14 protein-coding genes and 1 tRNA gene are annotated in these 15,483 nt (G+C 56.6%); 7 read left to right on the forward strand and 8 right to left on the reverse strand.

The features are described 5' to 3' along the window. The first annotated feature begins 45 nt into the window (after positions 1 to 45). The 6 genes from KGFNPO_RS12785 (at position 46) to pth (ending at position 4,503) form a co-directional block, all read left to right on the forward strand. A complete protein-coding gene (locus tag KGFNPO_RS12785; protein WP_472631640.1) occupies positions 46 to 687 on the forward strand; it encodes an outer membrane lipoprotein LolB in 642 nt (213 codons plus the stop codon). Then, positions 687 to 1,589 carry a 4-(cytidine 5'-diphospho)-2-C-methyl-D-erythritol kinase gene (gene ispE / locus KGFNPO_RS12790; protein ID WP_472631641.1) on the forward strand — a complete coding sequence of 301 codons (903 nt, stop codon included), beginning with the start codon at positions 687 to 689 and terminating at the stop codon, positions 1,587 to 1,589. Before KGFNPO_RS12785 ends, ispE begins: the two co-directional genes overlap by 1 nt. Before the next feature lie 68 nt (positions 1,590 to 1,657). Further along, positions 1,658 to 1,734: transfer RNA gene (locus KGFNPO_RS12795), tRNA-Gln, on the forward strand. Positions 1,735 to 1,848: 114 nt separating this feature from the next. Then, complete coding sequence (locus KGFNPO_RS12800) at positions 1,849 to 2,799, forward strand: ribose-phosphate pyrophosphokinase (protein WP_472631642.1); 951 nt, start codon at positions 1,849 to 1,851, stop codon at positions 2,797 to 2,799. Positions 2,800 to 2,947: 148 nt separating this feature from the next. Then, entirely contained in the window at positions 2,948 to 3,565 is a 618-nt protein-coding gene (locus KGFNPO_RS12805; protein ID WP_472631643.1) for a 50S ribosomal protein L25/general stress protein Ctc, read from the forward strand. Between the two features lie 350 nt (positions 3,566 to 3,915). After that, positions 3,916 to 4,503: an aminoacyl-tRNA hydrolase gene (pth, locus tag KGFNPO_RS12810; RefSeq protein WP_472631644.1), complete on the forward strand. Its 588-nt coding sequence runs from the start codon at positions 3,916 to 3,918 to the stop codon at positions 4,501 to 4,503. Positions 4,504 to 4,637: 134 nt separating this feature from the next. On the opposite strand, the gene KGFNPO_RS12815 is transcribed toward pth, so the two are convergent. The 8 genes from KGFNPO_RS12815 to KGFNPO_RS12850 all read right to left on the reverse strand — a co-directional run bounded on the left by KGFNPO_RS12815 (position 4,638) and on the right by KGFNPO_RS12850 (position 13,894). Then, a complete protein-coding gene (locus tag KGFNPO_RS12815; protein WP_472631645.1) occupies positions 4,638 to 4,835 on the reverse strand; it encodes a hypothetical protein in 198 nt (65 codons plus the stop codon). Between the two features lie 182 nt (positions 4,836 to 5,017). Further along, on the reverse strand, positions 5,018 to 5,410 hold the full coding sequence (locus KGFNPO_RS12820) for a DUF1850 domain-containing protein (RefSeq protein ID WP_472631646.1): 393 nt from the start codon (positions 5,408 to 5,410) through the stop codon (positions 5,018 to 5,020). Beyond that, positions 5,407 to 7,464, reverse strand: a complete 2,058-nt coding sequence (locus tag KGFNPO_RS12825) for a TRAP transporter permease (protein WP_472631647.1) — start codon at positions 7,462 to 7,464, stop codon at positions 5,407 to 5,409. The genes KGFNPO_RS12820 and KGFNPO_RS12825 overlap by 4 nt, the downstream gene beginning before the upstream one ends. A gap of 71 nt (positions 7,465 to 7,535) precedes the next feature. Then, the gene (locus KGFNPO_RS12830) at positions 7,536 to 8,495 is read right to left on the reverse strand and encodes a TAXI family TRAP transporter solute-binding subunit (protein WP_472631648.1); all 960 of its coding nucleotides are present in this window, start codon (positions 8,493 to 8,495) and stop codon (positions 7,536 to 7,538) included. A gap of 104 nt (positions 8,496 to 8,599) precedes the next feature. Then, the gene (gene pyk / locus KGFNPO_RS12835; protein WP_472634475.1) at positions 8,600 to 10,033 is read right to left on the reverse strand and encodes a pyruvate kinase; all 1,434 of its coding nucleotides are present in this window, start codon (positions 10,031 to 10,033) and stop codon (positions 8,600 to 8,602) included. A gap of 136 nt (positions 10,034 to 10,169) precedes the next feature. Next, positions 10,170 to 11,669, reverse strand: coding sequence for a glycerol kinase GlpK (gene glpK / locus KGFNPO_RS12840; protein WP_472631649.1), 1,500 nt, complete (start codon positions 11,667 to 11,669; stop codon positions 10,170 to 10,172). Positions 11,670 to 11,936: 267 nt separating this feature from the next. Then, entirely contained in the window at positions 11,937 to 13,469 is a 1,533-nt protein-coding gene (glpD, locus tag KGFNPO_RS12845; protein ID WP_472631650.1) for a glycerol-3-phosphate dehydrogenase, read from the reverse strand. Between the two features lie 272 nt (positions 13,470 to 13,741). Next, positions 13,742 to 13,894, reverse strand: coding sequence for a hypothetical protein (locus tag KGFNPO_RS12850; protein WP_472631651.1), 153 nt, complete (start codon positions 13,892 to 13,894; stop codon positions 13,742 to 13,744). Positions 13,895 to 14,146: 252 nt separating this feature from the next. Here KGFNPO_RS12850 and KGFNPO_RS12855 point away from each other — a divergent pair, with 252 nt between their 5' ends. Next, positions 14,147 to 15,382, forward strand: a complete 1,236-nt coding sequence (locus KGFNPO_RS12855; protein WP_472631652.1) for a polyhydroxyalkanoate depolymerase — start codon at positions 14,147 to 14,149, stop codon at positions 15,380 to 15,382. The last annotated feature ends 101 nt before the right edge of the window (positions 15,383 to 15,483 follow it).

Genomic DNA, 15,483 nt, shown 5'->3' on the forward strand with positions numbered 1-15,483 from the left:
GCGGGAAAAGCTCTGTTTATTGCCATACTCCAATACCATACAATCATGCTGAATAAACTCGGAAGCCCGGCGCGGCACTATGTGCTGGCCTGCGGGCTGGCGCTGCTACTGGCCGGCTGCGCCAGCCCGCCCAGTTTGCCCGGCAGCGCGGTCGACACCGTAGGCACCGTCGCCGCACAGAACTATCACGCCGCAATCGAACTCAGCGGCCGGCTCTCGGTACGCTATCAGCGCAATGGCCAGGACGAAGCGCTGCATGGTAGTTTCGCGTGGTCGCAAACCGCCACGCGTACCCTCGTCACGCTACTGTCGCCGCTCGGACAAACCCTCGCCACCATCGAATTGACGCCACAAGGCGCTACCCTGATCCAGCCCGGACAAGCCCCGCGCAGCGCCGCCGACGCCGATGCGCTGGCCGCCGACGCTTTCGGTTGGCCGCTGCCGGTAGCCAACCTGCGCAACTGGCTGCAAGGCTATACGCTCGATACGCACGGCCGGCGCATCGCTGCTGCAGGCAATGATGGCACCATCCGCACGCCCGACGACTGGCAGATCCACTATCCGGCCTGGCAGGAAAGCGACAGCGGACCCGACTACCCAAAACGCATCGACCTTGCGCGCCACACTGCCCAAGCCGGCGAGATCGCGATTCGCATCGTCATCGATAGCTGGCAGCCGCTACCGTGATGACGGTAGCGACAATACCAACGATAGCAACGGCGCGCACACTGAAAAACTGTCCGGCCCCGGCCAAGCTGAACCTGTTTTTGCACGTTACCGGACGCCGCCCGGACGGCTACCATTTGCTGCAAACGGTATTCCAATTGCTCGACTTTGGCGACACGCTGCACTTTGCACTGCGCGACGACAGCCGAATCGAGCGCAGCAATGCCTTGCCCGGCGTACCGCAGGATTCCGATCTGACCGTGCGCGCAGCCCGCCTGCTGCAAGCTGCCGGCAGCGCAAAACTGGGCAAGCCGCTGGCGGGCGCCGACATCGCGCTGGAAAAACGCTTGCCAATGGGCGGTGGCCTGGGGGGCGGCTCGTCGGACGCCGCCACCACCCTGATGGCGCTGAACCATCTTTGGCAAACCGGTTTCAGCCGAACCGAACTGATGACGCTCGGTTTGCAACTCGGCGCCGACGTGCCTTTTTTCCTGTTCGGACAAAACGCCTTTGCAGAAGGCGTGGGCGAAGTTTTGAGTCCAATCGACACCCCCGTTTGCTGGTATGTTGTCATCGAACCCGGCGTATCCATTCCCACCGCAGCAATATTTAATGCAAAGAATTTGACAAGGGATACAAATCTGGTCAAAATATCGAACTTTTCAAAGGCACCAAAAAACTTTGGAAAAAACGATCTGCAAGCGGTAGCCACCGAGTTGTTTCCTGAAGTTTTTAATGCCATAGAGTGGCTAAAAAAATTCGGAGATGCTAGAATGACCGGCTCAGGTTCATGTGTGTTCTGTTCAGTAGAGCAAGAACATCAGGCCAGCGAAGTACTGAAAATGGTACCGCCGCACTGGAGAGCATGGAAAGCCAGGGCCATCGCGCAACATCCGCTGACGGATTTGCTCAGAACGCAGTAAGGAATTGGTTTGACGTTGAATATGATGGTAAATTTTTCACATACAAGACGGCAGACAATCGATCGTGTAGGGGAGTCGCCAAGTTGGTTAAGGCACTGGATTTTGATTCCAGCATTCGAAGGTTCGAGTCCTTCCTTCCCTGCCAGTAAGTCACATAAAGCAAAAACGCATATAGTATAAAAGCTGCCGACGTAAGACTAATCCAGTCCTGCGTCGGTGGCTTTTAATCCTTTTAACGACTGCAATTAGGCATTATTCCATGGCACTCGAAAACTTGATGGTATTTGCCGGCAACGCCACGCCGGATCTCGCTACTGACGTATGCAAACAGCTTGGCCTTTCCTTGGGAAAGGCCAGCGTCACCAAGTTTTCAGACGGTGAAGTAATGGTCGAAATCAACGAAAACGTGCGCGGCAAGGACGTCTTCGTGCTGCAATCGACCTGCGCGCCGACCAACGACAATCTGATGGAACTGATCCTGATGGTCGATGCGCTGAAACGCGCATCGGCCGGCCGCATTACTGCCGCCATACCGTATTTTGGCTATGCCCGCCAGGACCGTCGCCCGCGCTCGGCGCGGGTCGCGATTTCGGCTAAGGTAGTGGCCAACATGCTGGAGCAAGCCGGCGTCGGCCGAGTCCTGATCATGGACTTGCATGCGGACCAGATCCAGGGATTTTTCGACATCCCGGTCGACAACATTTACGCCTCCAAGATTTTACTGGGCGACTTGGTAAAGAAAAATTACGACGATCTGATGGTGGTTTCGCCCGATATCGGCGGCGTAGTGCGCGCCCGTGCGCTGGCCAAACGCCTCAATTGCGATCTCGCCATCATCGACAAGCGCCGTCCGAAAGCCAATGTGTCCGAAGTGATGAACATCATCGGCGAAGTCGAAGGCCGCAACTGCGTGATCATGGATGACATGGTCGATACCGCAGGAACCCTGACCAAGGCGGCCGAAGCGCTGAAAGAGCGCGGCGCCAAAAAGGTGCTGGCTTACTGTACGCATGCAGTACTGTCCGGCCCGGCCATCGAGCGCATAGTAAGTTCGCAGATAGATGAAGTGGTCGTAACCGACACCATTCCGTTGTCGGACGCAGCAAAAGCCTGCAGCAAGATCCGCCAATTATCCTGCGCTCCCCTGCTGGCGGAAACCTTCCGCCGCATCACCAAGGGCGATTCGGTGATGTCGCTGTTCGTGGAATAAGCAAAACTACACATCAAGTTCAGCCCGGTCCAAACCCGGGCTGAACATAATATTAGGGCATGGCAAACGCTATGCCCGCACTTGGAATCCCCTGGTCGCGGGGGATTTATACCGCAAGGCATTGCCTTGCATTATCTGGAGCTTCAAAATGAAAGTTATCGCATTCAAACGCACTCTGCAGGGGACCGGAGCGAGCCGCCGCCTGCGTATTACCGGCCAAACACCTGGTATCGTCTACGGCGGCACCGAGCCTGCAATCAGTCTTACGCTGGATCACAATGCGCTATACCACGCATTGAAAAAAGAAGCATTTCACGCTTCGATCCTGGATCTCGAAATCGACGGCAAAGTTGAAAAAGTCTTGCTGCGCGATTTCCAGGTGCATGCTTTCAAACAACTCGTGTTGCATGTCGATTTCCAGCGCGTCGATGCGAACCAGAAGATCCACGTCAAGGTGCCGCTGCATTTCATCAATGCAGACATCGCCCCGGTCGTCAAACTGTCTGCCGGCATCATCAGCCACGTCATGACAGAATTGGAAATTGCCTGCCTGCCAGCCAACCTGCCTGAATCGATCACCGTCGATTTGTCAACACTGGAAGCCGGCGAATCAATTCACTTGTCTAGCATCGTGTTGCCAGAAGGCGTGAGCGCTATCGTGCATGGCGATGATCAAACCGTCGCAACCGGCACCATTCCTGCCGGCACGGTCGCCAGCACAGAGACAGAAGTAGTTGTCGCTACCGAAGAAAAGCCAGCAGCCTAAGTTTTAAGCTGTTGCATTATTCGGCTGCTACAGCCGGGTACAGGAACCCGTCATTCGTGACGGGTTTTTTATTGTCTTAAAAATTGTAACTATTCACCATTCTCTCTCTCGCGTGCGGGAGATGGAATGCAAACAGTCGTTACCTAGCAGGCTGAACTGTAGCTAAAAATTGTTATTATGTGGAGTATGGCAAAAAACATGCAATTTACCGCAATTATATAAAGCGACTTTAAAAATACTCATCGTTTATTTTCATATCTATCTGACCTGATCCAGCCGCTGCCGGCACAACCAATTGGACGCAACCCCCTTCCTCCGGGATAATCGCTGTTTTGCTCTAAAACCATACCATGTCCATCCGCCTCATCGTCGGCCTCGGCAATCCTGGGCCAGAATACGAACAAACGCGCCACAATGCCGGCTTTTGGCTGCTCGACAATCTGGCCAATTCGGTGGCGCACTGCCGACTGCAACGCGAATCACGCTTTAACGCACTGCTGGCGAAAACCAGCATCGCCGGGCAGGAAGTGTGGCTACTGGAACCGCAAACCTTCATGAACCGTTCCGGCCAGTCAGTCGGCGGCTTGGCGCGGTTCTACAAAATCTTGCCGGACGAAGTGCTGGTGGTGCATGACGAACTCGACATTGCCCCGGGCCTGGCCAAAATCAAGAAAGGCGGCTCGTCCGGCGGCCATAACGGTTTGAAGGATATCAGCGCCGCGCTCGGCAGCCAGGATTACTGGCGCTTGCGGATCGGCATCGGTCATCCGCGCGCGCTGAATTTACAGCAAGATGTAGTCGATTTCGTGCTGCACCGCCCGCGCAAAGAGGAACAAATGCTTATCGATGAAGCCATCGCCAAAAGTATCGATGCCATCCCGCTGCTGTGCGAAGGCAAATTCGAAGCCGCCACGATGCAACTACATACCACCAACTGAGAACTTCGCCGAAGCGCCTCTACGCCTGACCCAAAACCCCTTCATCAAATCTAACAGCAGGCGGTCACGGCGCTTTCATTCATTGGGGCGGCATAATAACTGCCGAACCTCTCAAGCAACAGAGCGCGCGATTGCTATTTCTTCGCATCGTTCGCCGAGTCTTGGATTTTCTCCCCTGCTTTTTCGATTTCCTGGCCTGCTTTCTGGGTCGTCTCATCAATGCTCTTGCCGGCGCGTTCGGCCGGGCCTTCTGGCTTTTGGCAGGCCGACAAGCCGGCCAGCAGAATGATGGCGGCGAATGCTGTAGCTATGGATTTGCTTGCCTGATTCATTTTTTTCTCCTTTGTGATGAATGAAACCCATGTCCCGCCCCGCCATCGAGACAAGTAACGACTGAATGGCGAACAGGGAGGAAGTGAGGCGGCCTAAGCTGCTCCGCTGCAAGCGCAGCAGGGCAACCTGAGACTGTCGATCATACTGGAAAAACGGTATAAAAATGCCGATCAAAAAAGCTTCAGGGCGCCTCGCAGGCGAATGCCTCGACTGCCGGCGCCGCTGCCGGCGGCCCGACCAGTTCCGCCAGTCCGCGGCAACTGCCGTCCCAACAGATGCTGTAATCGGCCACATAATCCGAGCGCGCCAAATGCAGCCGGTCGAGCGGCGCCAGCGGCGGCCGGTAATGCCAGACGCCATCCGCCAGCACCGCATCGGGCGGCGGCTCCATGCCGGCGCCGGAGCCGCGGATGCGCGCCTCGATCAACTGCAGGCGGGCGCCGTCCACCGTTTGCATCACCCGGTAATCCTCTTCCCAGCGGATTTTTTCGATCGAATGGGTCCAGGCCAGGGTGAATTCCTGCAACGGCAGGCTCACCACCAGTCCTGCCGCCGCCAGGCAAACTCCGATCATGCAATCGCTAGCCGACGCTTTTGCCAGACATGCCAGATCATGAACGCCAGCGCCATCGCGAAGCCGATCTGGTCGGTCAGCGGCACCGCTGCCACCAGCATCAGCGCGGCGACACCAGTAAACACCCGTTCGTGTAATTTCAGCGGCGCCAGCAGATAGCCGACTGCGGTGGCGCCCCACAAGGCGATCGCCAGCAACGCTTTGCCGACGATATAGATTACCGCTACCGCGGTCCACTCACCCTGCAGCATCAGCGCCGGCGTGTAGACCGCCATGTACGGAATCACGAAACCGGCGATCGCGATCTGAGTCGCCTTGATGCCGATTTTCATCGGCGACGCCTTGGCGATAGAAGCCGCGGCAAACGCCGCCAGCGCCACCGGCGGCGTCAGATCGGCCATGATGCCGAAATAGAACACGAACATGTGCGAGACGATCAGCGGCACGCCCAAACTGAGCAATGCCGGTGCGGCAATCGAACTGGTGATGATGTAGTTCGGAATGGTTGGAATCCCCATGCCCAGGATCAGGCATACGATCATGGTCAGGAACAGCGACAGGAACAGGCTTTTTTCGCCTACCGTCAAAATGAAGCCGGCAAAACTGGAGGCGGCGCCGGTCAGCGTCAGCACGCCGATAATGACGCCGACGATGGCGCAGGCCACGCCGACCGGCAGCGCCTGCTTGGCGCCATCGATCAGGCTGGCGCGGATCGTGCGCAAGGTGTCGCGGCCGCCCTTGACCCGAAAGCACACCAGCACCAGCAGCGCAATCACCGCCAGGATCGCATAAATGCCGAACTCGAAGAAGGTCGCCGCAGCCAGACCCAGCCCGACCCAGAACACGTAGCGAAATGCCATGCTGGACACGCGCGCCGCCACCGCCGCACCGAGAATCAGAATCGCGGTCAGCGCCAGTCCGGTCAGGCCGGCGAACATCGGCGTGAAACCGTGGAACAGCATGCCGACCAGCGCCGCCAGCGGCAGTACCAGATACCAGCTCTCTTTCAGAGCCTTGAGCGGACTCGGACACTGGTCTTTCGGCAGGCCGACCAGGCCCATGCGGCCCGCCTCCAGATGCACCATCCAGAACGCGGTCACGTAATACAGAGTCGCCGGAATCACCGCCGCCTTGACGATTTCCACATATGGCACGTTCAGCGTCTCGGCCATGATGAACGCCACCGCGCCCATCACCGGCGGCATAATCTGGCCACCCATCGAGGCGGTTGCTTCGACCGCGCCGGCAAACACCGAGCTGTAGCCGAAACGCTTCATCAGCGGGATTGTGAACTGGCCGACGGTCAGCACGTTGGCGACGCCGGAGCCGGAAATGGTGCCCATGAAACCGGATGAAATCACCGCTACCTTGGCCGGTCCGCCCTTGGCCTGGCCGACCAGACCGAGCGCGATCGAATTGAACAACTTGATCATGCCGGCATGTTCCAGAAATGCACCGAACAGGATGAACAAGAAAATATAGGTGGCCGACACCATGATCGGGATGCCGAGAATACCCTCGGTACCGAGAAACAACTGGCTGACGATCTGATCAAAGCCGTAACCACGATGCCCGAGTGGCGACGGCAGATATTGCCCGAATAAGCCATACAGCAGAAACGTGCCGCACACGATCGGCAGCGCCCAGCCGAGCATGCGGCGGGTGGCTTCAAATACCAGCACGATCATGATCGCGCCGACTACCAGATCGGCGCTGCTCGGATCGCCCGAGCGCTGAATCAGGTCGCCCTCGAAAACCCAGTGATAGAACGACAGTCCGAAGCCGGTCGCCCCCAGCAGCCAGTCGTACCAGACGACCGAAGTCAGCTTGCCGCTCTTGAAAGCGGGGTAAATCAAAAAGGTCAGCAACAGCAGAAAACCGACATGCAGCGAACGGATCGTTAGCGACGACAACGGGTGAAAAGCGGCGACGATCAATTGATACGTCGAGAATGCCAGTGCGGCCGCAATCAGGATCTTCAGCGCAGTGCCGCTGAGTGTGCGTTGCGCGCCATGTTCCTGGAATTCTTCGGCAGGGGTATGAAGGGAAGACATTTTTACGGGGCTCCTGAGTACGTGATCGGGGGAAGGTATGACTGCCCTCCCCCGTTATACCTGCTACCTACTTATTTGATCAGGCCGATTTCGCGGTAGTACTTCGTAGCACCCGGATGCAGCGGCAGTGGCATGCCGACCAGCGCAGTTTCCTTGCTGATCGACTTGGCTGCGGCGTGCGCCGCCACCAGATGATCCAGGTTTTCAAACATGCTCTTGGTCATTTTGTAGACGGTGTCGGTCGGTACCCCTTCATGCGTTACCAGGAAGTTCTGCACATACGCGGTCGGCACGTTGCCGGTCTGGCCTTCATAGGTATTGGCCGGCACCACGCCGGACTGGTAGGCCGGATCGCCGACTTTGGACACAACGTCGGCCGGAATCGGCACGACGACGATCTTGACCGAGGTGGCGAGGTCGCGCAGCGACGACACACCCAGACCAGCCGACTGCAGCGTGGCATCGAGTTGGCGATTCTTCATCAGCTCCACCGATTCGCCGAACGGCAAGTATTCCACTTTGGCGAAATCTTTGTAAGTCAGGCCGGCGGCCTTGAAAATTGCGCGCGCGTTCAGTTCGGTGCCGGATTTCGGCGCGCCGACCGCGATGCGCTTGCCCTTCAGGTCAGCCAGAGTTTTGATGCCGGAATCGGCCGATGCCACGATCTGGATATAGTTCGGGTAAATGCCAGCCAGACCGCGCAGTTTTTTGAGCGGCGTCTTGAAACCGGCTTCGGCATCACCCTTCCAGGCGTCCGACAGCGAGTCACCCAGCGTGAAGCCGAGTTCCCCGCGACCGGCTTGCAACAGGTTCAGGTTTTCGGCGGAAGCCTTGGTCGCCTGCACCGAGGTTTTCACGTCCGGCATCGCCTTCACGTAAATCTGCGACAGCGCCACTCCCATCGGGTAATACACGCCGCTGGTACCGCCGGTGAGCACATTGATAAATTGCTGCTGGGCCTGAGCCGGGCCGGCCGCCAGCATTGCGACACCAGCCAACGCCAGCAGTCCGCGCAAAATTTTATTTTTCATTATTGTCTCCTAGAGTTGATAAACCAGGCAAAAGCCTATCTGCATTCTACTGGCAGAAACCGCGCCATCAAGATGAAAAAGTAGGATCACGCCCGCGGAGCAGATCAGGGTTCGCCGATCCGCATGATCTTCAATGCATTGGTGCCGCCGGCCTGCCCCATCGGGTCGCCCCAAGTGACGACGATCAGGTCGCCGTTTTGGACGATCCCTTTCGCCAGCAGCAATGCTTCGGTCGCCTTCAACACTTCTTCGCAATCATTCGATGGCACTATTCCCAGTGTGCGCACATTGCGGTACAAGGCAACCTTGCGTTGCGTTGCAACACTGGAGGTAATGGCAAAAATCGGAATGTCGATGTTGTTGCGGCTCATCCAGAGCGCGGTCGAGCCGGATTCGGTCAAGGCCGCAATTGCCTTGACCCGCAGATGGTATGCAGTAAACAAGGCGCCGTACGCAATCGATTGATCAATGCGGGTGAAGGTCAGATTGAGGAAATCGGCATCGAGCTTGCAGACATCCGATTTTTCCGCTTCAACGCAAATGGCGGCCATTGCGGTGACTGTTTCAATCGGATATTTGCCCACTGCAGTTTCTGCCGAAGTCATCACCGCATCGGTGCCATCGAGCACCGCATTGGCGACGTCCGATACTTCGGCCCGCGTCGGGATCGCATTGACGACCATCGATTCCATCATTTGCGTGGCGGTGATGGTCAGTTTGTTGGATGCACGCGCCATTTTTATCATGCGCTTTTGCAGCCCGGGTACTGTCGCGTTGCCGACTTCCACTGCCAGATCGCCGCGGGCGACCATGATGCCGTCGGAGGCATCGATGATTTCCTGCAATACCGGAATCGCCTCGGCGCGCTCGATCTTGGCAATCATCAGCGGCTTGTGCCCATACGCTTCGCCGGCGCTGTTCGCCAGTTGCCGCGCCATTTCCATGTCGGTGGCATTTTTCGGGAACGACACCGCGACATAATCTGCCTGGAAACGCATCGCAGTCTTGATGTCTTCCATATCCTTGGCGGTCAGCGCCGGAGCAGACAGGCCGCCGCCCTGGCGATTGATGCCCTTGTTGTTCGACAGTACGCCGCCGGTTTTTACCGTGGTGTGGATCGCGCTGCCGATCACCTTGTCCACCACCAGCACGATCAAACCATCGTTCAGTAACAGCACATCCGCCGGCTTCAGGTCGCGCGGCAATTCTTTATAGTCGAGGCCGACACGCTCCTGGTTACCCAGTTCGCAGGCGGCATCAAGGATAAATTGATCACCATCATTGAGTTCGATCTGAGCGTTCTCGAACTTGCCGACCCGAATTTTAGGTCCTTGCAGATCGGCCATGATGGCAACTTCACGCCCGCAGGCTGCAGCTGCCTGACGCACCAGGCTGGCACGATCAATCTGATCCTGTGCCGTGCCGTGGGAAAAATTCAGGCGCACCACATTCACTCCAGCCGCAATCATCCGGATCAGGGTATTCAGATCGCTTGAAGCGGGGCCGATGGTGGCAACTATTTTGGTGGCGCGGGTCAGGGCCATTTCGAAATTTCCTTTAAATTAGCTGAAGCAACACTCTCACTGGCAGTGAGAGTAAATCGTGCTTTAAATGTAACGAATATACGTAAAATTTATTATTCGCCGGGGCAGCTTCCAAACCTGCCCCGGTGGATCAACCAAGGGCGGGTTTGGAACCCGCCCCTACGATGCCGATCGCCGTCTCCCATCTTTGCATCAGCGCCTGCGCCTGATCGCGGCTGATTGCAGGTTCGAATACACGGTCAACGCGCCAGTGCGATTCCAGCTCTGCGGTGTTGCGGTATATGCCGACTGCCAGGCCGGCCAGGTAGGCGGCACCGAGCGCGGTGGTTTCAGTGACTTGCGGCCGGATCACCGGGATGCCGAGCAGGTCAGCCTGAAATTGCAGCAATAACGCATTGGCGCAAGCGCCGCCATCGACCCGTAATTCGGTGATCGGCGACGCTGCATCGCGCATCATCGCCCGCAGCAGCGCGGCACTCTGGAACGCGATCGACTCCAGCGCCGCACGCGCGATATGGGCGACCGTGGTGCCGCGGCTGAGGCCCAGAATTGCGCCCTTGGCGGACGGTATCCAGTACGGCGCGCCCAGGCCGGTAAAGGCGGGCACAAAGACCACGCCATCGGAATCCGGCACCGAGGCAGCAAGCGCTTCGATGTCGGCCGAATCCTGGATTGCCTTGAGGCCGTCGCGCAACCATTGCACCACTGCGCCGCCAATGAAGACGCTGCCTTCCAGCGCATATTGTTTGTTGGCGCCAATCTGGCAGGCGGCGGTGCTGATCAGTCCATTGTGCGAGTCAGCGCAAGCGTCGCCGGTATTGAGCAGCATGAAGCAACCGGTGCCGTAGGTATTCTTGGCCATGCCGGGTTTGAAGCAGGCTTGTCCAAATAGCGCCGCTTGCTGGTCGCCGGCAATGCCGCTGATAGTCACCGACTGGCCTAGCCACTGCGGATCGGTGGCACCAAACAGGTGGCTCGATGGATGCACTTGCGGCAGCACCTCGGGCGGGATATTCAACCATCGCAGCAATTCCTGATCCCAGCAGCCCTCGTGGATATTCCACAGCATGGTGCGCGAGGCGTTGGTCACATCGGTGACGTGCAGACGTCCGCCAGTCAGATTCCAGACCAGCCATGCATCGACGGTGCCGAATGCCAGTTCGCCGCGCTGGGCGCGCTCGCGTGCGCCGCTGACTTGGTCGAGTATCCATCGCAGCTTGGTGGCCGAAAAATACGGATCCAGCACCAGGCCGGTCTTGCGGCGGATGCTGTCGGCCAGTCCTTTGCTGCGCAACTCTTCGCACAATGCTTCGGTACGGCGGTCTTGCCAGACAATTGCGTTGAAGATCGGTTTGCCGCTGCTGCGCTCCCACACCAGCGTGGTTTCGCGCTGGTTGGCGATGCCCAGTGCGGCCAATGCATCGGCCCTGATACCGGCCTTGGCCAGCACCGCCCGGCAGGTCTGGAGCTGGCTTTGCCACAGATCCATCGGGTCATGTTCGACCCAGCCCGGCTGGGGAAAGTGCTGTTTGAATTCCTGCTGTACTGCGGCAACGATTTCGCCGCTATCTTTGAACACGATGCTGCGTGAACTCGACGTGCCCTGATCCAATGCCAGCAAATACGCCATGGCTATTCCAATCGGTCAAAAACTGTAACTGAGGTTACCCACTGTCCACCAAAGACACCAAAAGCACGAAAAAGTCTTCATAACGAAATCCTGTCGGCGGTTGCTTTCAGATAGCAACTGAAATCTGATCACACTCTAATCGGTACCCACAACCACCATCCATCTTTTTTCGTGTCTTTCGGGTTTTTCGTGGACCCAGCCTTTACCACGATGAATGTGCGTCAGTTACTCAAATTTGATTGTCCTAGCTTCGATAAGATGCTTGTTCTATTGCTGCGTCATCAGCCATTCCTGCAATCGCGCGACATGCTGCGGCTGGCAATACAAGCCACATTTGGTTCTGCGCCAGAGGATATCTTCGGCGCTGCGCGCCCATTCCACCTCAAACAGATAGCGCGCCTCCTGTTCGTACATGCCGGGCGTCAACTCCTCACCCAGATCAGAACATTTTTTTGCGGTACCCAGCATGCGACTGGCGCGGCTGCCGTAACAGCGCGCATAGCGTTGCGCCAGCTTACCCGGCAGCCATGGATACTGGGTGCAGAATTCTTCCGAAAAACGCGCAAAGTCATAGGTGTCAACCAGCACGCCGGCTTGCTGCAGGTCGCCGCCCGGCAACGGTGCAGCAGAGGTCCAGTCCGGCGCATGGAGGTCCAGACGCGGCAGCAGCATGGCCAGCGCTTCTTCCGCTAGCTTGCGGTAGGTGGTGATCTTGCCGCCCCATACATTCAGGAACGGTGCATTGTTTTCGTCGCATTCGAGCAAATAATCACGCGTCACTGCAGAGGCGTTTTGCGCGCTGTCGTCCAGCAGCGGCCGCACCCCGGAATAGGTCCAGACCACATCGGCCGCAGAAATCTGTTTGGTGAAATAACGGTTGACCATCGCACACAGGTAGCGCACTTCGTCGTCGCTGATGGTCACCTTGCCGGGATCGCCGGTATATTCCAGGTCGGTGGTGCCGATCAGGGTGAACTCGTCCTGATACGGGATCGCGAAGATGATGCGTTGGTCGGGGTTCTGGAAAATATACGCGTACGGATGATCGAACAGACGCGGCACGACGATGTGGCTGCCTTTGATCAGCCGCAGCCCATGCGTATTTTTGACGCCAAAGGCTGTGTTGGCGAATTGCCCAGTCCAGGGGCCGGCCGCATTCACGATGGCGCGCGCGCTGACCTCGATGCGGCCATGTTGCTGGCTGTCGAGCGTGGCGCGCCAGCCTCCGTCTTCCTGTCGCACCTGCACGCATTTGGTGCGGGTCAGGATGTTGGCGCCGCGTTCGCTGGCGTCCAGTGCATTGAGCACCACCAGCCGCGCATCGTCGACCCAGCCGTCAGAATACACAAAACCCTTGCGGTAATTACCCTTCAGCGGCGCACCTGCGACGTGCTGGCGCAGCGACACGCCTTCCGATGCCGGCAGGAATTCGCGGCGCGCCAGATGGTCATACAGGAACAATCCGGCACGTATCATCCAGGCCGGCCGTTGTCCGGCATCGTGCGGCATCACGAAGCGCAGCGGCCGCATGATATGCGGCGCGGCGCGCAACAGCACTTCGCGTTCCTGCAAGGCCTTGCGCACCAACTTGAATTCAAAGTACTCGAGATAGCGCAAGCCACCGTGGATCAGTTTGGTGCTGGCCGACGAGGTATGCTGGGCCAGGTCGTGCTGCTCGCACAGGATCACGCGCAAGCCACGGCCTGCCGCATCACGTGCGATGCCCGCACCGTTGATGCCGCCGCCGACGATCAAAAGGTCACAGTCCTGTTGCGCTTGCTGCCTGGGTGTCGATTGCATCATGATCCTGGAGACGACGACGGGCCGCTTATGCGCTTCGATAAGTCGATCTGTTGCTTGTGATTTTTCATGTGCCTGCCATGCGCTTAAAATCAAAAATAATACTTTTTTATTTATTTTACCTACGTTCGAGAATATCGATTATGGCCAGCGGCGCATCGGCGGAGGATTCTGACGCAAAAAATACACATGGCTGTATTTTTAACTACGCTTTATTTATAAGCGGCATCATGGGTATTTGTTCTTATACTCCCACTATTTATCAGTACTTATTAAGTGGTTTGAATATCAAGCGTCGCAATCAGGCCTGAAGCACAGACCTCACCAGCATCCGGCTGGCGCCAGATGCCAGTCGAGTTCAGACCAATCACGGCTCTGGAAATTTCAATGTCATCCGAAAATTCACCATCCATCTGTTGCGGCAAGATACCTCCATCAAGCGCAGTATTTCGAAGAAACTATTCTATGCAGCAGTTCCTGATCGCTACCGGGCCGAAGTTGTTGGCTTGGAAACGTTGACAATTTGATGCATTTGCGCTGTGAATCGGGTGGCCGGTTGCACTTCGTGCATGAATCCGCGGTACACTTGCCAAAATTTAACTCAAACCAACAGTTGAGTGCAGTGAGCAGTTTTAATTGGCTCATATATTGGCGATAACTAACTAACAAGGCAATCTATGCTTTACGAACTTCACGAAATGCGACGCTCTTTCCTAGGCCCACTTACACAATGGGCGGAAGCATCTGCCAAACTTTTATCAAATCCAATTTCGCCGCTAGCGCATACGCCACTCTCTCAACGCCTCGCCGCTGGCTACGAGTTGATGTTTCGCATCGGTAAAGATTACAAGAAGCCGGAATTCAAACTTGATCCAGTCTTAATCAATGGCAAACCAGTCGATATTCTGGAAGAAATCGCAGAAAAAAAATCTTTTTGCCAGCTGATTCATTTCAAAAAAGATCTGAATGACAAGGAAATCGCTGCATTAAAACAGCCGAAAGTGTTGTTGGTAGCGCCGCTATCGGGGCATCACTCCACTTTGCTGCGCGACACAGCACAGAAACTGTCAGAAGCACACGATGTCTACATCACCGACTGGATCGATGCGCGCATGGTGCCGCTCTCCGACGGTCCATTCCATTTGCATGACTATATTTATTATGTGCAGGACTTCATCCGGCTATTGAGCCCTGACCTGCATGTGATTTCAGTCTGTCAGCCAACGGTCCCTGTGCTTGCCGCCATCGCGTTAATGGCAACCGCAAATGATCCGTTATTGCCCAAGACCATGACAATGATGGGCGGACCGATAGACGCCCGGAAATCTCCCACCAGCGTCGACAACCTGGCCACCGAAAAGAAATTTTCCTGGTTTGAAAATACAGTGATCTACAGCGTGCCGCAAAATTATCCGGGCTCTGGCCGCAAGGTTTATCCGGGCTTCTTGCAACATGCCGGATTTGTTGCGATGAATCCTGAGCGGCACGCGCAAAGCCACTGGGATTTTTATATGGATCTGGTAAAGGGCGACAACAGCTCGACTGAGAATCATCGAAAATTCTACGATGAATACAATGCTGTGCTGGATATGCCGGCCGAGTACTACCTGGATACCATCAAAACCGTTTTCCAGGAGTTCAGTTTGCCGCTAGGCACCTGGGAAGTCGAAGGAAAACTGGTACGTCCGCAAGACATCAAAACGGTTGCCTTGTTCACGGTCGAAGGCGAACTGGACGATATCTCCGGCGCCGGCCAGACCGAGGCAACGCAAGAATTGTGCAGCGGGATTCCGGAGTCGATGCGACTCGAATTCGTAGCCCCGGATTGCGGTCATTTTGGGATTTTTTCAGGTCGCCGCTGGCGCGAAATAGTTTATCCAAAAATTGCCGAATTCATTAAAGCACAGGCCTGAAACTGCAATCGGCTAACCGGCAACAAAGCTTAGCAAACCAGAAAAGCCGTTTCCTGATACGAGGAAACGGCTTTTTTATTTGAAGCTGTCGGCGTTTGCCC

Source organism: Gelidimonas diazotrophica (assembly GCF_055694025.1).